The following is a 21,187-nucleotide window of genomic DNA, read 5'->3' on the forward strand; positions in this document are numbered from 1 at the left end:
GGCGTTCTACCGCTGGACGGCCGACAAGCGCTGTTGGTCTCGTCAGGTCCGGCGGAAGCGGTGTGCCATAACGGCCTGGATGCGTCCGGCGAGTGCTGTTGAGTCAGCGGAGGAGCGAGCCTCTGCCAGGGCGGCCTGTACGTCGGTGGCGAATCGGATGCCGAAGTGCTCAGCCTCCAATTCGTCGTGCATGGACGCGGTGTCGGTGCGTGCGGCGATGTGGAGGACTGCGTCCGTTCGTTCCGCCTTCGGAAGGGCGACGTCATCGGCATCGGAGACGAGTGCCGCCAGGTCTTTGAGGGCGGTTGCTGCATCCTTGCCCAGGGCACGCGACGCGGCGGGGCCAGGGGCAGTGTGGCTGCCACAGTGCCCCTGAAACATGTGCCATGTCTCGTGACCGATGATGACGAGCTGATGCTCGGGATCGGTGTTCTCCTCGTAGGCGATCACGTCGTGGCCGTCCCGGTCTATCCACAACCCGCTGACTGTTGTGGGCGGGAACGCCCAGCTGCGTAGCCGGACCGGCCGCCCGCGGACGTCGCTGAGGGCACGGCCGATGGCGGGCAAGACACCCTCGTCGTCATCGGGCGGCTCAAGACTCACGAGCAGTTGGCTGCTGAGCCGCCGCATCGCCCTCGCTCCTGCACTCACTTTTCGTCCTCGTCGTCGACCTCAAGCAGGGCTTCCAGGGTCGCGCGAAGAACCTTCCACTGTCCCTCCGGCAGGTCTCGTGCCTGCCGGAGGGCGACGCCGCGGACATCGCGGTACCCCGACACCACCTCGGCCAGAGGGTCGGTTTCATGTTCCAGACGCTCCAGCACCGGCTGCAGCGCGGCGTTGAGAGCCGGGACGGCCTCTGCCGACAGGAAACCGTTGGCCTGGCCGAAGAAGAACTTCTCGATCCCGGCCTGAGTGACCGCCAGCGGCCCGTTCTTGCCTTTGCTGTGGACAATCGCGGAGATTGCCGCCCCTGACGAGCCGAAGGACTCACCGATCTCGCTGTACGAGAAGGCCGAACCGTCCGGTCGGCGCCGCGTCTCGCGCAGGTGCAGAATCCGGTTCCGGATCCGGTCGCTGAACTCCTCTTCAGGCACCTCCTGATGGGCCAGCAACGCCGCCACGGATGCCAGTGGAATGCCCGTCTCGCGCGCGAGCTCATCTGTGTTGAGCACGTCGTCTCGCGACTTGCCCACCTGCTGCAGGCAGGTGTCGATGCGCCGCAGGGTCTCAGTGAGGGCTGCACGGGGGTCTCGCACAGCGGATCTCCCTCAAGTCGGGCCGGGCGTAGTGATCCCCAAGACCATAGCCGGTCTGTACGCCTCCCAACCAGAGGCAAATCCATAGTATTTGCGGTCGACATCAAATGTAATTGACACACGGCGGCTTGGTTGCCAGGATCACGACACGACGTGACGGCCGGTTCACCACGGCTAGCGCCGCGACGTTGTCGTGTGGCCGCCATGCGCCCGCGACTGTCGGCTGCGCACCAACCAGGGGTGCACAGCCGACAGTCCGGGCCAAATCCCCCAGGTGCACCCGCCGCGCGCAGCGCTGAATGGCCGGTGGTCGCAGTCCCGCCGAAGCCTGTTCCCTGACGTCCGGAGGGCCCCGCCGTGCACACCACACCACGCCGCCCGCTGCTGCTGGTGGGTGCCGGCATCCGCGAGTACCACGCCCACAGTCTTCTGCAGATCACCGCCGCCCATCCGTTAGTCCTCGTCGACGGCGCCGTCCCGCCCTGGGCCCGCCCCTATCTGGCAGGCGAGGTCATCGTCGACCTCTCCGACCCGGGGGAAGTGAGCGCAGCGGTCGGGGAGTTCACCTCCGACCATCCCGTCAGCGGGCTCGTCAGCTACCAGCCCCGCCATGCCAGGCTCGCTGCCCACCTGGCACAGCACTTGGGCCTGCCCGGCAACTCCCCCTCCGCTGTGGCCACGTGCCAGGCCCCGGTCAGGGCCCGCCGCGTGCTGAGGGAAGCCGACGTCCCCTCAGTGCAGTTGCACGCGGTCGACGACATACACAGCGCGCTCACCGCCGCGCACACGCTCCGCTTCCCGGTCTCCCTCAGGGCACCGGCGGCGGACGCCGATCCGGTGCGCGCAGACTGCGACAGCGAGGTACGAAGCGCCTACCAGTCCCTCGCCCGAGGCACCCCCTCGGAACCGTTCGCCGCAACCATGACGATTGAGGAGTTCGGCCTGGCCGGCCCGGAAGTCGGCGTCGAGGCCGTCGTCGTCTCCCCCGACGAGGTGCGGACGGTCGCCGTCACCCGCAAAACCCTCTGCCCGGAACACGCCCGCAGTCCGGTTGGTTACAGCGTCGACGCGCACGACGATCTGCTCCAGGACGCCGCCCTCACCCGCGTGGTGGCCCAAGCAACGGCCGCACTCGGACTTACCGCCGGCGTCGTGCACGCCGATGTGCGACTGACCTCGCGCGGCCCGTTCATCCTGCAGGTCGGCGCATCCCCCGCCGATGACCTCATTCCGCTGCTGGTGGCCCGCGCCCGGGGCATCAGCCTGGCCCGGACCGCGGCCGCCCTCGCCACCGGCGACACCCCCGATCTGGCCCCCACCCGGGAACAGGCCGCCGCAATCCGCTTCCTCTACCCGGACGCCTCGGGCCGTCTCGTCCGGCTCAAAGCCCCCGAGATGTTCACGGTCCAGCCCGGGCTGGACCGTTTCGCCTGGACACAGCGGCCCGGCAACGCGGTGCTCGGCCCGCCGCGCAGCGGCCGCGAGGACCGTCTCGCGCACTGGGTCGTCACCGGAGAGGACACCGCGGAATGCACGTCGCGGCTCGCTCTGATCTCCGAACAGGTCACCGCCCGCGTCTCGAAACCCACATCCAGCCCGGTTGGCGCGCACTGACCACTCCTCGCCTGCCCCGCTCCGCCCACGAGGCGCCGTGCAGACCGCCGACCCTGCCCGCCCAGCCAAGCACCATCTACCCCGCCCCGTTCACCCTTTAGAAGGAGGAACACCCTTGATGACGTCCTCCCACCGCGCTGCCCACACCCCGCCTCCACGCCGCACGGTGCTGCTCTCGATCAGCGTGCTCGTGACCGCCGCACTCAGTGCATGCAGCGCCGGCGCCGACTCCGGAGCCGAGGGCAGCAATCAAGCGCGCGCCGTCGCGAGTCCCAGCCCGAAAGGCGCCGCAACGCCTCAGGAAGCAGCGAAAGCCCTCGACACCTACGAAGATGTCAACTCCAAGGCCAACGCGGTCCAGGACACGGAGCTCCTGGGCACCGTCGAAGCCGGCCAGGTTCATGAGCAGTCTTTGGCCGACTACAAGCAGTTCAAGACCTGGACGAAGGCCGACCAGAAGGAATACGAGCAGCCCTTCGCCTACGGGTCCCGGAAGTACTACACCCCAGCTGAACAGAGCTGGTTCGCGGTCAAAGCGACGTCCGGCGCATCCAAGTCCGAAGCACTCCTGATCTTCGACAAGGACGACGGCCGTTTCAAGATGGTCGCTGCGGTGTATGCGGAGGAGAACACCGCGATACCCGAGATCGCTGTCGACCGGCACGGGCTGGCCACCGCCGTGACCCCTTCCACCCGGGTGGGCACCCTCGCCCCATCTCAGCTCGGCGCCGCCCTCGCAGACCTGTTCGAGACCGGTGGCAGGAAGTTGGGGTCCCAGTTGGCCACCACGCAGGTCACTAAGGAGTCCGTCAAGTACTACACGGACCGCAACAAGGGCAAGAACTCCAACTGGGCCACCACCGCGTACTTCAGCGCCGAACCGGCGCACTCGAAGGTGTACGCGCTGCGTATGCCCAACGGCGGCATACTGGCCGTTTTCCCGACCGCGCACACCTCAGAGGTTCTCCTCAAGCCTCCGTACATGGGCAACCACCAGATCAACCCGAGTAAGGCGGAGGCGGTCTACAACAGCACTCCCCGGGCCATCATCACCGACGAGCATCAGGGCCAGGCCCTCGCAACGCTGACGCCGTCGGGCAACCCCAGCGTGATCGCCCGGGAGTACCGGATGGTGGACTCACGGTGAGCGCGCAGCGCAGCACCGAGGCCGGCCCGCAAGAACAGGTCCGCATGCGGTACACCCCGATCGCTACCCCCAGCGTCTGGGCATTCGACCGTGACCAGAGGTTTGCGAAGTTCCTGGCCACCCGGCTGGCCGAGGCCGAAGCACTTGGCTCCTGCAGCGCGGAACTCAAGTTCCTGGCCGGTCTGCGGGACGTCTTCGAAGAGTGGCTCGCCAACCGCGAACTCGCAGTGAAGATCGCCGACCACAACCTTGCCATGAGAGCAGACGACGACCTCTTCACCGGCAGCATCAGCGCTCTGGGCTGGTCGCTGCGCAGTTTCGCCCACAGCGTCTGGTATCAGCACCCCAAGTGGGAAGGGGCATTCCACCCGAATGTTGTCTCACCACCGATCGACCCGCTGAGGGCCTCAGTAGGCGCGAAGGCACACAACCGTCCCGAGTTATGCGAGTGAACTCATGTATCGAGGTGGGAACTTGACTGGCATATGCATAGCCTCATGGTCACGCAAACGCACTACCGCTGCTGGACCGGGCTGCGGTTCTGGGCCGTCGTATGTCGGAGGGCCGGGGCAGCGGTCTCACCGAACCGCGTCGCATGGGGAGCCAACATGACCGCAACATATCCACGCTCTTCACGGATCAGGATCGCCCCTACTCGCACCCGGACGTACGCCTCTGCGCTGCTTCTGGCAGGCAGTCTGGTGGCACTCGCCGGTTGTAGCGACAGCGGCAGCGACGCGGACGCGTCACCGCCTCAGACCAGTCCTACTGAAACGGCTGGCCCTGCGTCTCCCAGTTCCACCGCCGAGGCCGAGGACGCCGCTGTCATCGCGGCGTACACCAGCTCCTGGGACGCAAAAACCGAGGCCTACCAGAAGGCTTCTTCCGTGGGCACCGACGTGAAGAAGTACACGACTTTCAAGGCCCTGGCAGACATCGAGCGCAACTTGTCGGCCATGAAGAAGGCCGGGCAGGTGACAACCGGTAGGCCGGTGATCCACCCGAAGGTCGTCAACGTGACCAGGTCGGAGATCCCCAAGGCCACGGTCGCGGACTGTGTGGACACCACGAACTGGACGCTGATCGACAAGGCCACGAAGAAGAAGGTCCGGCTGCCGTCGGAGCGGCTCATCAAATACGTCAGCACCGCATCTCTTGAAAAGTGGGGGACGAAGTGGATGGTCACCGAGTTGACCGCTCAAGATCAAGCCTGCTGACCCGGCGTCTCAGCACACTCACGGGCGCCCTGGTCCTGGCCACGGCCGGCATCGCGCACGCCGGCGATGATCCCGACGTCGACGTCGGTGAGTGTCAGGTCGTCGAGTTCTGCGTCGGCGTCGGAGTCGGTGACGAGACCGATGGGAGTGGCGGGCAGGCAGGCGGCTCGCAGGGCGGCAGCGACAGCGATCTGAACTGTGGTTACACCAAGATTGAGCCGAAGCCGCCGGCCGAGCACCCGGCCTGGAAAGGCAAAGACCCCGAGAAGTACGACTTGTATTTCAGGTCGTGCTCGGACGGCGGGCAGGACAACCCGGACGGCTTCATCGTCGTGCCGACCGGTCAGCCTCCTGTGCCGCAGGTGGACCCCCAGGAGTTGGCGCAGCGCGCGGTCGATGCCATGACGCTGCTCGGCCCGGATATTGCCAGCCCGAAGGCGGCCGGGAAGTACATCGTGGGTGTGCCGATGTGGATGTGGGTCAATCAGAGCGCCACGACCTACGGGCCGAACACTGCGTCGGCCTCGGCGGGCGGGGTGACGGTCACCGCGACCGCGAAGGTGTCGAAGGTCGTGTGGCAGATGGGTGACGGCGACTCCGTGACGTGCAATGGCCCAGGCACGCCCTACCAGGCTTCTGCGGGCATGGCCCAGTCACCCACCTGCGGACACGTGTATTCCAAGACGTCAGCCGGTGCCCAGGGCGGCAAGTTCCCGGTCACGGCGACCTCGACATGGACGATCGACTGGCAGGGCGGCGGAGCCGCCGGCCAGCTCACCGAGATCCGGCAAACCAACGCGCAGGTGGCGATCGGCGAGCTGCAGGTCGTCAGGTAACGCTGCCGGAAGGACAGAACGTTGAGCAAGACCCAAGAACGTGTAGACGCAGTCAGCTCGAACGGCGTGCCCCACCAGGGACGTGTCGCCGAGCCTGTTACTCCCCCGCGGGTGTCGGCCCGTCGTCGCCGACCAGGGGTCATCGCCCTGTCGCTGGCGCTGATCGCTGCCGGCGGGGCCGGGGTTGCCGTCCTGCTGCTGCAGGTCGGCAACCGCACCGAGGTGGTAACGGTGGTCCGTGACGTCCAGGTCGGCCAGGTCGTGACCGAAGACGACCTGGGCACCGCGAGCATCGCCCTGGACCCGGCCGTGAAGACGGTACGCGGCGATGACCTGGACTCGGTGGTGGGCAAGCAGGCCGCCGTGGAGCTCAAGCCCGGTTCCCTCCTCACCCCGTCACAGGTGACGAAGGATTCCCTGGTAAAGGCCGGAGAGCAACTGGTGCCGATCGGGCTTGAGCCCAAGCAGATCCCGGCCACCGCCCTGGTGCCGGGCCAGAAGGTACAGCTGGTCCACGTTCCGGCCCAGGGGGCGGCGGACACCGGCACAACGTCCGCTGCCCGGCCGGCAACCATCGACGGACGGGTCGTGAAGGCATCCGGCGCCGCCCCCGGCACCGGGATCGTGGTAGTCGACGTCGCCACCAGCGCGCAGGACGGACCCACCGCTGCCGCATGGGTGGCGTCCGGCACTCTGCGCCTGGTCCTCACCGCTGCGGACGGCAGCTGATGGCCGTGATCGCGTTGGCAGGCTGCAGTGGCGCGCCCGGCGTGACGACGAGCGCTCTCGCCCTGCTGCTGTCGTGGCCGCTGGAACCGGGCCGGCGGATGATCCTTGCCGAGTGCGACCCGGACGGCGGGGCCGTATTGCACGGTCTGCTGCAGGGCACTCTCGGCGACCGGTACGGGCTGCGCAACCTCTCCGTCGCCGCCCGCAAGGGCGAGTTCAGCGACGCCTTCTGGCGCCAGCTGATCCATCTGAGCGGCGAGGACGGCAAGAAGGAATCACTGCGCGACCGGCTGCTGCTGCCCGGCATCACCGATCCCGCGCAGGCGGCGAGCCTGGGCTCGGTCTGGAAGATCCTGGCGCAGATGTTTCGCGGCATCGACGCCCAGAGCGGCCATGACGTCCTGATCGACCTCGGCCGCCGCGGGGCGAACGGGCCGTCCGGCGTCCTGGCCGAGCAGGCCGACGCGGTGGTCGTCGTGGTCCGCAACACCCTGCGCTGCCTGCAGGCAGCCGAGGCCCGGGTGCGCACACTGGAAGAGCAGGTCGGCGACGTCAGCGTGCTGATGATCAACGAGGGGCCGTATCCCGCGGGCGAGATCCAGCGCGTTCTGCAGGTACCGGTGCTGGCCACCCTGCCGTACGCGCCGAAGGACGCCTTCGTGCTGTCCGACGGCGCCGAACAGCCGCGCCACTTCACGAAGTCGCCGCTCATGAAAGCCGCCCGCACGGCCAGCACCCTGCTGGTTCAGCGGGCCGCTCTACGCCGCGCCCGCCTCGATCCGCGCAGCGCGTTCACCGCAGGCGGGGAGGTGACTCGTGCGCGGTAAGCCTTTGCACCCCGATCCCACCGTGGCCCCTTCGCCCGGCCACCCTCAGCCTGCCCGGCCTCGCCCGGCAAACGGGACGGCCGCCGGTGCCGCCTCGGGTACGCGAGTGCTCGGCCATACTGCGCCTCAGGTCACCGTCGACTACAAGGTCGCCCGGCACATCGCCGGACAGGTCGCCAAGAGCCGCGAAGAACTGCTGAAGTCGACGCCCGGCATGGACCGGGCCAGCGAGGAGCAGCGCTGCCTGGAATGGATCAACGAGGCGGTCGCGGTCTGGTCGGACGCAGCGGCAATGACGCCCCAGGAAGACAGTGCACTGCGGCGTGCCGTCCATGACCAGCTTTTTCGGGCCGGGCGGCTCCAGCCGTACCTGGACGACGAGCGGGTCGAGGACATCATCATCCAGGGCCCGCACGAGGTGTGGCTCGACTACGGCGACGGCGAACGCCGCATGGTCGGGCCGATCGCGGACTCGGAGGAAGAACTGCTGGAGCTGCTGCGGGAGTTGGCCCGGGGTTCCGGGCACAACGAACGCACCATCTCCACCGCGAATCCCACCCTCGCCCTGTCCCTCCAGGACGGCTCGCGTCTCCAGGCCATCACCGGGCTGGGCCCGATGACCTACGCGGTCATCCGCCGTCACCGGGTCTCCCACGCCAATCTCGACGACCTCGTACGCCTGGGCACGATCGACCCGATCCTGCGGCAGTTCCTCGGCGCGTGCGTGCGCGCAGAGAAGAACATCATGATCGCGGGGAAGCAGAAGGCCGGGAAGACCACCCTGCTGCGGGCGATGCTCAAGGAGTTCGACCCGGAGTGCCGGTTCGCCACCATCCAGACCGAGGACGAACTCTTCGCCCACGCCAACGGCTACCACCGGCAGGTTGTCTCCCTGGTGGGCCGCGAGTCCAACGGCGAGAAGGACGTCACCGGCCGCAGCGCCGGCGAGGTCACGCTCCTGGACCTGATGCATCCCGCGTTGCGGATGTCGCTGGAGCGGATCGTGGTCGGCGAGGTCCGCGGCCCCGAAGTCGTCGCCATGATGCAGGCGCTGACGAACGGGTCGGGCGGCAACCTGTGCACGATCCACGCGCGTCGCCCCGACATCATCTTCGACCGGATCGCCGAGCTGTACGCGCTCGCCCAGGACAACCTGTCCGAGCAGCTCGCCTACCGGCAGACCGCCAACGGCCTCGACTTCATCGTGTACGTCGACATGACGGACGAGACGCAGATCGGCGGCCGACGCCACCGCTATGTCTCCCACATCCTGGAACTGACCGGGATCGGCGAGAACGGCCGCCCGGCCACGAACACGATCTTCTCCCCCGGAGCCGAGTTCGGGGACCTGCGGGCGGTACCTCGGATGGACCCGGGCTGCATCGACGACCTGCGCCGCGTCGGCTTCGACTCCTCCCTGCTGCAGCATCCCTACGGGGCCTGGCAGGAGCCGCTGCCGCTGATGGTGGGGGTCAGCCGATGATCCTACTGTTGGGGCTGCTGAGCGGCATGGCAGCAATCGGCGGACTGATCGGCGTTGTTGCGGGTCTCGTGGGTACGACGGCGCCGCGCCGGGCGCCGCTGCGACAGCGCTGGCAGGCCCTGCGCACCAGGACGGAGCAGAGCGAGGATGTCCGGCTGCGCCGGCGGACCCTCGCGGCTGTGGCGGTCGTGGTGTTCGTGGCCGTATGGCTGGTCTCGGGCAATTTCGTCGGAGGCGTACTGATCGGGGCGGCCGTGATCGGGGTGCCCTGGCTGATCACCCCCGCGCGGATGGCGCAGGACCGCATCGGTCAGCTGGAAGCCTTGAGTGAGTGGACCCAGCGGCTGGCCGGTCTGCTGCGGCTGGGCATGGGCCTGGAACAGGCGATGATCACCAGCCGTCAGGGTGCACCGGAGGAACTCGCCCCGCAGATCGTCACCCTGTCCGACCGGCTGCGGCTGGGCTGGCGGCCGGAAGGGGCGCTCCGCGCTTTCGCCGAAGAACTGGACGACGTCACCGCGGACAAGGTGGTGGCCGCGCTCACTTTGTCGGTCAACGACCGCGGGCCGGGCCTGGCCCAGGCGCTGGAGGATCTGGCGGGCACGGTCCGCGACGAAGTCGCGCGCAAGCGGTCGATCGAGGCGGACCGGGCGAAGCCGCGCACCACCGTGCGGTGGATGACCGTCATGACCGTGGGCATCGTGGTCGCCGGGTTCTTCGTGCCGTCCTACACGAAGCCCTACGCGACGCTGCTCGGACAGCTGGTGCTCGCCTTCCTGACGGCCGGCTTCATCGGGGTGCTCGCCCTGATGCGGCAGCTGGGCAACTTCCGCCGTATCCCGCGCTTTTTGATCACCGACCCGGCCAGCACCGTCCGTCTGCCCGCCCCCGCAGCGGAGGCGGACGTGCCGGTCACCGGCCGTGAGCCGGAAGGAATCCCCTCGTGAACCTGCTTCCCGTCGTCCTGACCGGCGGCACGGTAGGCGCCGGTCTCGCCTTGCTGGTGCGGGAACTCCTGCGTCCGCAGCCCGCGTTGGGACCGGCCCTCGCGCGCAGCGCTCCGGCCGCCTTGGCGCTCCCCGAACCGGAGCTGGACCGTGAGGAGGCGTGGGGACGGTGGCTGCTGGCCCGCCTCGAGCGCCTGCCCGGCGTGCGGATCCCCACCATCAACCTGGCCGTGCTCGGACAGCAGCCGGGCCAGTTCATGCTGAAGAAGACCGCGCTCGCCGGTCTTGGCCTGCTCTGCCCGGTGATCGCAACGATTCCATGGATCATCGCGGGCGTCTCCCTGCCGTTCTACCTGCCCGCCGGCGTCGGACTCCTCATCGCCGGCCTGTTGTTCATCACACCGGATCTCGCGGTGCGGGACCAGGCCAAGCGGGCGCGGGAGGAGTTCGCACACGCCCTGTCCGCCTACCTCGACCTGGTCGCACTCAAGCGGGCCGCCGACGCCGGCCCAGCCGAGGCGCTGGAGAAAGCCGCCGAGGTCGGCCAGGGCTGGCCCTTCCTCTACCTGCAAGGCGCCCTGCGCCGGGCCCGGATGGAGAAGATCCCGCCCTACCAGGCACTCAATGAGCTCGCCGCCGAGTACGACCTGCCCGTCCTGGACGACGTCGCCGACATCATGCGCGGCTCGGCCACCGACGGCGCCGCCGTCTACAAGGCACTGCGCGCCCGTACCGCCGCGCTCAACGCGGAGCTGCTGGCCGGTCAGGCCGCGGAGGCGAACGCCGCCAGCGAGAAGATGACCGCCCCCGGCGCCCTGTTGGCCGTGCTGGTGATGCTGCTGATGGCTTTCCCCGCGGTCATCCGCATGCTCACCGTCTAAGACCATACCGATTCGCTGAATCTCTGAAGGCGCAAGGAGCCCAGATTATGAACCACACCGCAGCCCGCACCTACCGTGCAGTGCACTGGCTGACCACACGTCTGCAGGAGAGCCTGGAGGAGGCCAGGAGCCGTCCGGACCGCGGCGACATCAGCACCACCACCGTCATCATCTGGGTGGCTGCCGTCACCGGCGCCGTCCTGATCGCCGGAACCATCGCTGTCGTGATCGCCAAGTACAACGGCCAGCTCAACGGACTGTGATGTCCCGTCCCGAGCGGCTGAAGAACTGGTGGGAGGGGCGAAGATGGCACGACGACCGCGGCGACACCTCCATCCAGATGGCGATCGTCTTCCCGTTCGTCCTGCTCGCCACGGTGGCCGTCATCCAGGCCTCCATGTGGTACTACGCACGGCAGATCGCTTTGACCGCTGCCCGCGAGGGCCTCACCGCAGCCCGTGCCTACGAGTCGAGCCCGGCCACCGGTGCGGCCCGGGCACGGGACGTGCTGGGACGTGTCGCGGGTGACAGCCTGCGCGGCTACAGCGTCACTGCCGGCAGCGACGGGCAGCGGGTGCGGGTGCAGGTTTCCGGCACGTCCCTGTCGATGATCCCGGGTGTCGGTGGCCTGCAGGTCACTCAGTCGGCGTCCGGACCGGTGGAGCGCTGGACGGTGCCGGGAGGGTGAACCACATGCGATACAGAGCCCGTTGGGCGCGCAGAGGGCGCAGTGATGAAGGGAGTGCCGCGATCGAGGCGGCCATCGTCCTACCATCGCTGATCATGTTCCTGTGTCTGGCGATCGCCGGCGGACGCCTCGTCACCTCCGGGTCGAAGATCGACGCAGCAGCCGAGGACGCTGCCAGGGAGGCGTCCATTCACCGCACCGCGAGTGCCGCCCAGGGCGGCGCGCAGGCGGCGGCCGCCGAGTCCCTCAACGACCAGGGCATCAAGTGCGCCTCGACCAGCGTCACCATCGACACGGGCGGTCTCAGCGTGCCGGTGGGCCAAGTCGGCACCGTGACCGTGACCGTGAACTGCACGGTCAACCTTTCAGACTTGCTGCTGCCGGGTGTGCCGGGGTCCCGGACGCTCACGTCGACGGCCGTCTCGGTGGTGGATCAGTACCGGCAGCGAGGTGACTGATGATCTTTCGCCAGATGAGGCTGAGCCGGGCTCAGTGCGATGACCGGGGAGGTGTCACCGTGTTCGTCGCCGTGTGCGTCATCGGTCTGATCGGCATCATCGGCATCGCCGTCGACGGCGGCAGCAAGATGCGCGCCACCGAACGCGCCGACTACATCGCCGGTGAAGCCGCCCGGGCGGGCGGACAGGCTATCGACCCTGCCGAGGCGATCAGCGGCAATGCGATCGTCGTGGATCCGCAGGACGCCCAGGCCGCCGCTCAGGCCTACTTGCGCTCCGTCGGCGCCACCGGCACGGTCAGCGTGTCCGGCGGCGGGAAGACCCTCACCGTGAACGTCACCGGCTCGTACGACACCAAGTTCTTGTCGGTCGTTGGGATCGGCTCGTTGTCGGTGACCGGCCATGGCAAGGCCATTCTCCTCCATGGCGTCACCGCTCCCGAAGGAAACTGATGCGCACCACCCCCTCCCCCGCTGCAGCGTCCGGCCGCGCCCTGGGCCGCCTCGTCAAAGCGCTCGTGAGCCTGCTGGCCCTGGCCGCCGCGGTCGCCGGGCTGCCGATACTGCTCGCCTGGGTCACCCCGGTCATCTGGTCGGCCAGCAGCGACGATCTCGCTCACCTGCTGGACCGGCAGGACACCGGTGGAGCGTTTTTGCTGCTGCTCCTCGCGGTGGGCTGGATCGGGTGGGCGCAGTTCGCGTTCTGCGCCGTACGCGAGCTGATCGCGCAGTTGCGGGGCCGGACCTGGCATGTCCCGCGAGGGATGGGCTCCTCCCAGCGCGCTGCGGCTCTCCTGATCGGCAGCATCCTGGTGCTGCTGCCCACGAGTTCAGCTCTGGCCTCCGATGCCCAGGCCGCCCCGGCCACCTCGGCGGCCTCCATTCCCGGACAGGCCCAGCCCTCGCAATCAGCCGAGACCCAACCGGCCCCGACGTCCACGTCCGCCATGAGCACCACAGGCTCCCGCGCGTCGTACACGGTGCGCGAGACACGCCCCGCTGAAAGCCTGTGGGGCATCGCCGAGCGAGAGCTGGGCGACGGCGAGCAGTGGCAGGAGATCGCCTCTCTGAACGAGGGCCGCGTCATGCCCGACGGCCAGGTCTTCCGCGCCAACAGCTTTCTCCAGCCGGGCTGGCAGTTGCAGATGCCCGAGAGCGGCATCCCGGACGGAGGTGTCCATACGCAGCTGGCAGAGAGTACCCCCGCCGCGTCCGAGAAGGGCCAGCACGTCGTCAGGGTGCACTCAGGCGACTACCTGTCAAAGATCGCGGAGAAGGAACTCGGTGACGGCAACGAGTGGCCCAAGCTGTTCGAGGCCAGTAAGGGCAAACCGCAGCCGCACGGTCTGCCGGAGATCACCGACCCGGACATGATTTTCACCGGGCAGCAGGTCACCATGCCCGGTTCCCAGACTGATCGACCCACTTCGCCGCAGGACAGCCATGGCGGCGACAAGGCGGGTGGCCAAGAGACCGATCCCCCGGCTTCCCAGACACCCGGTGGCGAGCAGACGCCGGACAACAGCTCGGGGGATGCGCAGCCGCCGGGCCAGAGCATCGCGCCCGGGCCTTTGCCGTCGGCTCCCAGCACGCCGAGCAGCCGGCCAGCCGAACAGCCCCCGGATTCTCCCGCAGCGCCGCAGCACAACAGCGCCTCCGCTTCTGCCGCATCACCATCGGCGCCAGCGTCAGCCACGGCAGACGGCCCGCTGTCCCTGAAGACGGTGGCGGGTGCGGGTGCGCTGCTGGCCGCCGCCATCACCGGTGCTCTCGCTGTCCGCCGGATGCTGCAGCGCCGCCGCCGCAAGCCGGGCGAGAAGATCGCCATCGCGGCGGAGACCTCCCCGGCCGAGGCGCAGTTGGCGACGGCCGCGGACCCGGGCGCCGCCACCCGCCTGGATGTGGCCCTGCGGACGATGGCCCACCAGGCTGTTCAACAGGAGAACGCCCCGGTCCTGCCGGGGATCCGGGCCGCACAGATCGGTGCCCGCACGCTGGAGGTGCTGCCCGAGGACCTGGCCCAGGAGCCGCAGGCGCCCTTCGTCGCCGGGAAGGCCGGCTGGTGGGTCCTGGCCGCCGACGCAGCCCTGTTGGACGAAGAGGCCGCCCGCGACGTTACGGCGCCGTACCCCGGGCTGGTCACGGTGGGCAGCACCGATGGGGGTGACCTTCTGCTGCTCAACCTTGCCCGGGTACCCGCCCTTCTGCTGGACGGCAATCCGCTCCACATCACCGAGGTGTGCACGTCGCTCGCCCTGGAGCTCGGGATGAGCCCCTGGGCAGGCGAAGTCGAGGTCGTGGCAGTGGGGTTCGGTGAGGACCTGCCGCACCTCCTGCCCACTGCACGGATCGCCCACATGCGGCAGGCCCGGCACGCGCTGCGCGACTTGAGCCAACGGCTGCTGGAAGCTCACCAACTGCCCGAGACCCGTCATCAGCCCTACCTGCTGCTGTGCGCATCGTCGCTGGACCCAGATATCGCCTGGGAATTCGCCGATGTCATCGACAAGGCCGGAGTCGTCCCCGTCACCCTCATCGCCCCGGCAAGCACGGCCGCCGCGCACTTCCCGGAGGCGGAGATCCTCAACGCCTCCGTCAGCGACCCTCAGCATCTCGACTCGGCCGGCACCGACATCACGGTGCAGCGCCTGGACCACGCCTCATACCTTCAGATCACCACCGCGCTGATGGTGTCCTCCCAGCCGGCACACCCGGCGGATGGCCCGTGGGAGAACGTCCCGGACGAGCCCGGCCGGGTGCAGCATCCCGAGCCTGAGGAATCCGCCGCACCCGCGGCCGGTACGGACACGATGTCTTCGCCGGCCGCGGATACGGGCGGCAAGGCCTTCCCCGCCCTGCTTGCCGCCGCCATCGATCTATCCGATCTGCGTCTGCTGCCCGCCACCGTTCCGTCCTTTCAGGCCGCGCAGAACCCCGGGCCGGTCACCGATGCCCCTCCGGCGCCGGCCTCACAGGGGCGGGAAGACGAACACGCCGCCGGCGAGCCTGCCGTCGAAGACGGTCCGGAGCCCGAGGCAGACGCGGACGGGACTCATGACCTGCACGCCCCGGAGATCCGAGTTCTGGGCCGCGTCCAGGTGGACGGCGTGGACAACACCGGCCACGGCCCCCGGATGGCGCAACTCGCTGCGCTGTTGTTCTTCCGGGCCGGGCGAAGCGCGGATGCCCTGTGCTTCGACATGGATCCCACCAGCCCCTGGTCGACGAGCACCCTCAACGCCCGGCTGCAGGGCCTGCGCCGTTCCCTGGGCAGCGACCCCGCCGGCAATCCCTACGTGCCGCGCCGCAGCTCCGGTGAGGACCCCTACCGGCTCTCCCCTGGTGTGCGCTGCGACTGGACCCGTTTCCTGCGCCTCGTCGAACGCGCGCTGCCCCACGGACCGGCCGGTCTGCCCGACTTGGAGAAGGCGCTCACCCTGGTGCGGGGCAAGCCGTTCGGGGGCAAGCCCCTGGCGTGGGCCGAGCCTCTCCGACAGGAGATGGTCACGCGGACCATCGACGTGACGCACACGGTGGCCACCTACCGCACTCCTGCGGGAGCGCACCACGACCTCAGCGCGGCGCGGCGGGCCGTCGCGACCGGTCTCGACGTCGATGACACAGCGGAGCTGCTGTACCGGGACTGGATGCGGATCGAGCACGCGGCCGGAAACCGGCAAGGTCTGCATACCGCCATCACGCGGGTCCAACACATCAACCGGTCCCTGGACTGCTCCCTGGAGACGACGACCGAGCACCTCATCAACCAGCTCCTCGGATCAGCTCCTCCCCCACCAGGTGAGAACACATGAGCGCCACCGAGCTCACGAAGGACACCGCACCGAAACCCCACCGGCCGTCCAGACCGAGCGGGCCGCTCCCACCACATCCCGCCCCCGGATCCGGATCCGGACCGCTTCCGCCCGCGCCCCCAGCCGGAGCCACGGCGGAACTCGTCCCTACCGCGCACCGGGTTCTCATCGGCGTGGTCGTCGCCGGTGCGGTGGTCATCGCCGGGATCGGCTTCGCGGGTTCGTACGCCGCCGTCCGTGAACTGGCCCTCAAGAAGGGCTTCGGGAACTTCAGCTACGTCTTCCCGATCGGCATCGACGCGGGTATCTGCGTCCTGCTCGCCCTGGACCTCCTCCTCACCTGGATCCGGATCCCGTTCCCGCTGCTGCGCCAGACGGCGTGGCTGCTGACCATGGCGACGATCGCGTTCAACGGCGCGGCAGCCTGGCCCGACCCGCTGGGCGTGGGCATGCACGCCGTCATCCCCATCCTGTTCGTGGTCTCCGTGGAGGCGGCCCGGCACGCGATCGGCCGGATGGCGGACATCACCGCCGACAAGCACATGGAAGGCGTCCGCCTCACCCGCTGGCTCCTGTCCCCCCTCCCCACGTTCCTCCTCTGGCGCCGGATGAAGCTGTGGGAGCTGCGCTCCTACGAGCAGGTCATCAAACTGGAGCAGGAACGTCTCGTCTACCAGGCCCGCCTGCACGCCCGCTTCGGCCGGGCCTGGCGGCGCAAGGCCCCGGTCGAGTCCCTGATGCCCCTGCGCCTCGCCCGCTACGGCGTCCCCCTCGCGGAGACAGCCCCCTCGGGCCTCGCAGCCGCGGGCATCGACGCAGCACCTGTGCCCCCGGCACCGGCTCCCGCCCCGAACGCTGCCGCGCCACCGGTCGAGCAGCATCTCACGGGCGAGTCCAATCAACCGCAGGCACAAACACCGGCACGGATGCAGGAAGTCCCGCAGGACAACAACCCGTGGTTCGCCGCGGACGCATCGCCCCAGGACATCGTGTACCCGGACGGGTACGACCCCACATCTGATCCCGGCCAGGAACAGATGTGGGCCCAGTACGGGGCCGGGCAGCCCCAGACATACCAGCGACAGCAGCACGCGGTGCGGGAAGGGACGTACCGACAGCCGGCGTCCGAACCGTACGAAGAACAGCACACCTACGACGTGCAGGGGGCACTCAACGCGGAGGACACCGGCACCCGTCCCACCACGTCCGGCCCGAACCGTACCCGTCAGCTCGGCGAAGGCGGCGGCACGTCAGTTGCGGAGCCCGATGAGATCACCGCGGACTCCCGGAAACACACGTCCGCCGACACCGAGACGCCGACCGCGAAGGACGGCGACGCCCCCAGCACCGAAGCGCCCTCGAAGGCGTTCCCCCACCAGACCCACTCCCCACCAGAACCCGCCCGCACTCCAACGCATACCGCACTACACGGCAAAAGACTGAAAACAGACACCGCCAGAGATCGGCCGGCACCCGCACAAAAAGCAGCCGCAGGACAAACCCTGACCACCGTCGACCGCTACTACCTCGCGTGGACGGAATACCTCGAGCACAACGGCAACGAACCCACCGGCGAACAACTATCCGCCTTCCTCGCCAACAAAAGCATCAACATCCCCAGTGGCACGCCCGTCAGCCCCTCCACCCTGCGCCGCTACTACGTCGCCTTCCGCATCTACCGCACATGGGCCAACCACCGAAAACACGCCCACACCCCCACACCCGAAGCCGTGGCACGGGACTGCACAGAACACGGAATCACCGCCCAGTACAACAAACCCATCACCCCCCACCACATCACCCGACACGCCACAGACTTCGAACGCCGCTGGCACACCCTCGCCCACGACCACACTCCGCCATCAATGCCATAGCGGACGTTCTCGCCGTGCCCGCCGCATAACCGCTTCCCACGAGAAATACGGAAACCCGCCCCCAGCACAGCCGCTTGCATACCGCCCGGCCGACGCACGGAAGGTCAGGAAGCCGCCGACGACACCTCACCCCGGCCCGCCCTCGGGGAACACCCCGCCCCGCCCGTCCTGCACCGTGTCAGGCGGACCCGGCTCGCGTTCAGAGTGTCGCGGACAGTCTCCGTCGAGATGCAGCGGACCACGCGCTGGCAACGCGGAGAAAAGGTCGAACCGCCTATGGGAGCAGTCGGGTTGTCCCACTGGCAGGCCACCTTCATATATCCCCGGGGGATCTATCATGATTTAGATGTTTTTAGGCCCTTTAGCCTAGTGGCTTTTTGTTGGGCTGTTCGGCCTGTACCCGTCCGGCGGTAAGGCGGCCGTCGAAGAGCTGGTCGAACTCGTTGAGGGCGGCCTTCCACTTGTTGTTCCAGCGTTTGCGTCCGCGGCCGGAGGGGTCGAGGGCGAGGGTGGCCAGGTAGATCCTCTTGAGCGCTGCCTGTTCGTTGGGGAAATATCCGCAGGCGGTGGCAGCTCTGCGGTAGCGGGCGTTGAGGGACTCGATGCTGTTGGTCGTGTAGACGACCTCGCGGATGGAGTCGGGGAAGGCCAGGAACGGGACGAACTCGCTCCAGGCGCGCTGCCAGACGGTGGCGATACTGCCGTACTTGTGGCCCCACTTGGCGTCGAATTCGTCGAGCCGCTCGCGGGCCTGGGCCTCGTTGACGGCGTGTAGACGGGCTTGAGGTCGGCGGCGACCTCGGGCCAGTCCCGGCGGGAGGCGTAGCGCAGGCTCTGCCGGATCAGGTGAACGACGCAGCGTTGCACGACGGTCCGGGGCCACACGTTGTTCACGGCGTCGGGCAGGGCAGACAGGCCGTCGCAGACCAGCATGAGGACGTCTTTAACCCCGCGATTGCGCAGGTCGGTGAGGACTTGCTGCCAGTACTTGGCGCCTTCGCCGCCGTCGCCGGCCCACAGTCCGAGAATCTCGCGGTAGCCGTCGGCGGTGACCGCGATGGCCACGTAGATCGGCCGGTTGGCGACCTGCCCGTCACGGATCTTGACGTGGATGGCGTCGATGAAGACGACCGGGTAGACCGCGTCGAGGGGGCGGGTGCGCCACTCGTTCATCGAGTCCAGGGCCTTGTCGGTGATCGTGGAGATCGTCTCCTTGGAGGTCTTCATCCCGTAGACCTCCTCCAGGTGCGCGACGATCTCACCCGAGGTCATGCCGCGGGCGGTGAGCGAGAGGACCATCTCGTCCAGGGCGCCGGTCCGCCGCGCGTGTTTCGGCAGGATCCTCGGGCGGAAGGTGCCCAGCCGGTCCCGGGGAACCTGCAGCATGATCGGCCCGACCTCGCTCATCACCTTCTTCGCGCGGTACCCGTTACGGCCATTGCCCCCGGACCGCGAGCCCCGCCCGCCGGTCCGCCCGGCCTCGTCGGCCAGGTGTTCCTCCAGCTCGGCTTCCAGCGCGGCCTGCATCAGGTGCTGCGTGATCGCGGGCAGCAGCCCGCCCTCGCCCACCAGCCGCAGTCCGCCGCCGCGGACCTTGTCCTGGGCCAGCAGCGTCAGCGCGTCCAGCAGGTCCAGGCCCAGCCCGTCCACACTCTCCGTCGTCCTCGTCACGCTCGCACCGTCTGCGTCCGACTCCCCGACCGCAAGCGACACGCCGCCCACCGTCTCGAGAGAGTGAGTCTTCTGGATGCTCATCAGGTGTCCCTTCAGGTGAAGTTCCCACCTAATTCATGGCTCTGTTCCGTAGTCGGTGGTGACGGCTGGTGACGGGCGTCGTTGACGTTGTATGCGAGATATCAACTCCCTTGTGCTAACGGTGTTTTCAGGGCTTTCGGCGCTGGTCATCGAGGATGTGGTGGGCGACGGCGAGATGATCCGGGTCCTGGCGCGGACCCGGGATGTGCCCTGTCCCTGCCCGATGTGCGGGGTCCCGACGGGGAAGGTGCACGGATACCACGTCCGGACCGTTGCGGATGTGCCGGTCGATGGCCGCCGGGTCGTGGTCAACGTCCGGGTACGACGCCTGGTCTGCCCGGTCCTGGGCTGTCGGCGGCAGACCTTCCGCGAGCAAGTCCCTGGGCTGATCGAGCGACTGCAGCGCCGCACCACGCGTCTGACCAGCCAGGTCTCGAGCGTGGTTAAAGAGTTATGTGGCCGGGCGGCTGCCCGGCTCACCCGGTTACTGAGCGTGCCCGTATCGTTCGCCACCGCCCTGCGAGTGCTGCGGGGAATCCCCCCGCCGACGCTGCGGATCCCGAGGGTGATCGGTGTCGATGACTTCGCCCTGCGCCGCCGTCACCGCTACGCCACGATCATCATCGATGCCGAGACCGGGGAACGCGTCGATGTCCTGCCCGACCGCGAGGCCGCCACATTGGAGGCGTGGCTGCGCGGGCAGAAAGGGATCGAAGTCGTGTGCCGGGATGGCTCGGCCACCTACGCCGAGGCGATCCGCCGGGCTCTGCCCGACGCGGTGCAGGTCAGCGACCGCTGGCATCTGTGGCGGAACCTGTGCGACAAAGTTCTGGCCGAGGTCCGCGCCCACGCCCCCTGCTGGGCCACCGTCAACGCGCCCCGGCCCGGCGGCGTCCGCGAGCAGACCACCCGCGAGCGCTGGCACAAAGTCCACGCCCTCATCGACTCCGGCGTCGGCCTGCTCGACTGCTCCCGCAGACTGAACCTCGCCCTGAACACCGTCAAGCGCTACACCCGCATCCCTGAACCACCCGCGGATCGCATCGCCCCCCGCTACCGGCCCACCCTCGTCGACCCCTACCGCGACCACCTGCGCCGACGCCGGTCCGACAACCCGGCCGTTCCCGTCACGCACCTCCTGCACGAGATCAGAGAACTGGGCTATACCGGCAGTGCCAACCTGCTGGTCCGCTACCTCAATCAGGGCCGCGCAGAAGGCGACCGCCCCGTGACAACCCCCCGCCGCGTTGCCCGGCTCCTGCTCACCCACCCCGAGCACCTGTGGACCAAGGACACCGACCTGCTCGGCCTCCTCACCGCGGCATGCCCGGAGATGACCGAACTCGCCCGACTCACCGGCGAGTTCGCCGGGTTCCTGACCCCGGCCCAGGCCAACGACGACAAGCTCACCCAGTGGATCGCCACAGTCCGCACCGCTGGCCTGCCCCACCTGCACAGCTTCTGCAACGGCCTCGAGCTCGACCGCGCCGCCGTGAACGCCGGCCTCACTCTGCCCCACCACAACGGCCGGACCGAGGGCGTCAACACCAGCACGAAGAAGATCATGCGGCAGATGCACGGCCGAGCAGGATTCGACCTCCTCCGTCACCGCATCCTCCTGCAATGAGGAGAACGCACTGTCACCACCGACTACGGAACAGAGC

Annotated in this window: 18 protein-coding genes and 2 pseudogenes; 17 read left to right on the plus strand and 3 right to left on the minus strand. The window is 68.5% G+C overall.

The annotated features are described in order from the left end of the window. Positions 1 to 42: 42 nt before the first annotated feature. Positions 43 to 630 carry a toxin-antitoxin system, toxin component gene (locus QA861_RS46545; protein ID WP_334595226.1) on the minus strand — a complete coding sequence of 196 codons (588 nt, stop codon included), beginning with the start codon at positions 628 to 630 and terminating at the stop codon, positions 43 to 45. Positions 631 to 647: 17 nt separating this feature from the next. After that, positions 648 to 1,256: an XRE family transcriptional regulator gene (locus QA861_RS46550; RefSeq protein WP_334595227.1), complete on the minus strand. Its 609-nt coding sequence runs from the start codon at positions 1,254 to 1,256 to the stop codon at positions 648 to 650. A 357-nt stretch (positions 1,257 to 1,613) separates the two neighbouring features. Between QA861_RS46550 and QA861_RS46555 the strand changes: the two genes are divergently transcribed. The 16 genes and pseudogenes from QA861_RS46555 to QA861_RS47355 all read left to right on the plus strand — a co-directional run. After that, positions 1,614 to 2,870, plus strand: a complete 1,257-nt coding sequence (locus QA861_RS46555) for a hypothetical protein (RefSeq protein ID WP_334595228.1) — start codon at positions 1,614 to 1,616, stop codon at positions 2,868 to 2,870. 118 nt (positions 2,871 to 2,988) lie between these two features. Beyond that, complete coding sequence (locus QA861_RS46560) at positions 2,989 to 4,017, plus strand: DUF8094 domain-containing protein (protein ID WP_334595229.1); 1,029 nt, start codon at positions 2,989 to 2,991, stop codon at positions 4,015 to 4,017. Continuing rightward, positions 4,014 to 4,469, plus strand: coding sequence for a hypothetical protein (locus QA861_RS46565; RefSeq protein ID WP_334595230.1), 456 nt, complete (start codon positions 4,014 to 4,016; stop codon positions 4,467 to 4,469). Before QA861_RS46560 ends, QA861_RS46565 begins: the two co-directional genes overlap by 4 nt. Positions 4,470 to 4,625: 156 nt before the next feature. Further along, positions 4,626 to 5,234, plus strand: a complete 609-nt coding sequence (locus tag QA861_RS46570) for a hypothetical protein (protein ID WP_334595231.1) — start codon at positions 4,626 to 4,628, stop codon at positions 5,232 to 5,234. After that, positions 5,180 to 6,070, plus strand: a complete 891-nt coding sequence (locus QA861_RS46575; RefSeq protein ID WP_334595232.1) for an ATP/GTP-binding protein — start codon at positions 5,180 to 5,182, stop codon at positions 6,068 to 6,070. The genes QA861_RS46570 and QA861_RS46575 overlap by 55 nt, the downstream gene beginning before the upstream one ends. A 21-nt stretch (positions 6,071 to 6,091) precedes the next feature. Next, positions 6,092 to 6,799, plus strand: coding sequence for an SAF domain-containing protein (locus QA861_RS46580; RefSeq protein ID WP_334595233.1), 708 nt, complete (start codon positions 6,092 to 6,094; stop codon positions 6,797 to 6,799). Then, positions 6,799 to 7,626, plus strand: a complete 828-nt coding sequence (locus tag QA861_RS46585) for a CpaE/TadZ family protein (protein WP_334595234.1) — start codon at positions 6,799 to 6,801, stop codon at positions 7,624 to 7,626. The genes QA861_RS46580 and QA861_RS46585 overlap by 1 nt, the downstream gene beginning before the upstream one ends. After that, positions 7,616 to 9,109, plus strand: a complete 1,494-nt coding sequence (locus QA861_RS46590) for a TadA family conjugal transfer-associated ATPase (RefSeq protein ID WP_443041704.1) — start codon at positions 7,616 to 7,618, stop codon at positions 9,107 to 9,109. Before QA861_RS46585 ends, QA861_RS46590 begins: the two co-directional genes overlap by 11 nt. Then, positions 9,106 to 10,056 (plus strand): type II secretion system F family protein, encoded by a 951-nt coding sequence (locus QA861_RS46595; protein WP_334595236.1) that lies wholly within the window; start codon positions 9,106 to 9,108, stop codon positions 10,054 to 10,056. Before QA861_RS46590 ends, QA861_RS46595 begins: the two co-directional genes overlap by 4 nt. Then, a complete protein-coding gene (locus QA861_RS46600; protein WP_334595237.1) occupies positions 10,053 to 10,937 on the plus strand; it encodes a type II secretion system F family protein in 885 nt (294 codons plus the stop codon). The genes QA861_RS46595 and QA861_RS46600 overlap by 4 nt, the downstream gene beginning before the upstream one ends. A 47-nt stretch (positions 10,938 to 10,984) precedes the next feature. Next, positions 10,985 to 11,200 carry a hypothetical protein gene (locus QA861_RS46605; protein WP_334595238.1) on the plus strand — a complete coding sequence of 72 codons (216 nt, stop codon included), beginning with the start codon at positions 10,985 to 10,987 and terminating at the stop codon, positions 11,198 to 11,200. Beyond that, positions 11,200 to 11,625 carry a TadE/TadG family type IV pilus assembly protein gene (locus QA861_RS46610; RefSeq protein ID WP_334595239.1) on the plus strand — a complete coding sequence of 142 codons (426 nt, stop codon included), beginning with the start codon at positions 11,200 to 11,202 and terminating at the stop codon, positions 11,623 to 11,625. The genes QA861_RS46605 and QA861_RS46610 overlap by 1 nt, the downstream gene beginning before the upstream one ends. 5 nt (positions 11,626 to 11,630) lie before the next feature. Next, positions 11,631 to 12,083: a TadE family protein gene (locus tag QA861_RS46615; protein ID WP_334595240.1), complete on the plus strand. Its 453-nt coding sequence runs from the start codon at positions 11,631 to 11,633 to the stop codon at positions 12,081 to 12,083. Continuing rightward, complete coding sequence (locus tag QA861_RS46620) at positions 12,083 to 12,535, plus strand: pilus assembly protein TadG-related protein (RefSeq protein ID WP_334595241.1); 453 nt, start codon at positions 12,083 to 12,085, stop codon at positions 12,533 to 12,535. The genes QA861_RS46615 and QA861_RS46620 overlap by 1 nt, the downstream gene beginning before the upstream one ends. Further along, positions 12,535 to 15,894 (plus strand): hypothetical protein, encoded by a 3,360-nt coding sequence (locus tag QA861_RS46625; protein WP_334595242.1) that lies wholly within the window; start codon positions 12,535 to 12,537, stop codon positions 15,892 to 15,894. Before QA861_RS46620 ends, QA861_RS46625 begins: the two co-directional genes overlap by 1 nt. A gap of 167 nt (positions 15,895 to 16,061) precedes the next feature. After that, positions 16,062 to 17,165 (plus strand): annotated as a pseudogene (locus QA861_RS47355) (DUF2637 domain-containing protein); the annotation flags it as partial. 964 nt (positions 17,166 to 18,129) lie between these two features. Here the strand turns inward: QA861_RS47355 and QA861_RS47360 are convergent. Further along, positions 18,130 to 19,418: pseudogene (locus tag QA861_RS47360) on the minus strand (IS256 family transposase). A gap of 196 nt (positions 19,419 to 19,614) precedes the next feature. Here QA861_RS47360 and QA861_RS46645 point away from each other — a divergent pair. Continuing rightward, complete coding sequence (locus QA861_RS46645) at positions 19,615 to 21,150, plus strand: ISL3 family transposase (RefSeq protein WP_443041421.1); 1,536 nt, start codon at positions 19,615 to 19,617, stop codon at positions 21,148 to 21,150. Positions 21,151 to 21,187 lie beyond the last annotated feature (37 nt).

This window comes from Streptomyces sp. B21-083, assembly GCF_036898825.1.
In the GTDB taxonomy this organism is placed as follows: domain Bacteria; phylum Actinomycetota; class Actinomycetes; order Streptomycetales; family Streptomycetaceae; genus Streptomyces.

Coding starts and splice junctions, on each gene's coding strand:
- QA861_RS46545 (WP_334595226.1), bottom strand. CDS start 630: ATGCGGCGGCTCAGCAGCCAACTGCTCGTGAGTCTTGAGCCGCCCGAT.
- QA861_RS46560 (WP_334595229.1), top strand. CDS start 2,989: ATGACGTCCTCCCACCGCGCTGCCCACACCCCGCCTCCACGCCGCACG.
- QA861_RS46570 (WP_334595231.1), top strand. CDS start 4,626: ATGACCGCAACATATCCACGCTCTTCACGGATCAGGATCGCCCCTACT.
- QA861_RS46585 (WP_334595234.1), top strand. CDS start 6,799: ATGGCCGTGATCGCGTTGGCAGGCTGCAGTGGCGCGCCCGGCGTGACG.
- QA861_RS46595 (WP_334595236.1), top strand. CDS start 9,106: ATGATCCTACTGTTGGGGCTGCTGAGCGGCATGGCAGCAATCGGCGGA.
- QA861_RS46605 (WP_334595238.1), top strand. CDS start 10,985: ATGAACCACACCGCAGCCCGCACCTACCGTGCAGTGCACTGGCTGACC.
- QA861_RS46610 (WP_334595239.1), top strand. CDS start 11,200: ATGTCCCGTCCCGAGCGGCTGAAGAACTGGTGGGAGGGGCGAAGATGG.
- QA861_RS46615 (WP_334595240.1), top strand. CDS start 11,631: ATGCGATACAGAGCCCGTTGGGCGCGCAGAGGGCGCAGTGATGAAGGG.
- QA861_RS46620 (WP_334595241.1), top strand. CDS start 12,083: ATGATCTTTCGCCAGATGAGGCTGAGCCGGGCTCAGTGCGATGACCGG.
- QA861_RS46625 (WP_334595242.1), top strand. CDS start 12,535: ATGCGCACCACCCCCTCCCCCGCTGCAGCGTCCGGCCGCGCCCTGGGC.
- QA861_RS46645 (WP_443041421.1), top strand. CDS start 19,615: ATGCGAGATATCAACTCCCTTGTGCTAACGGTGTTTTCAGGGCTTTCG.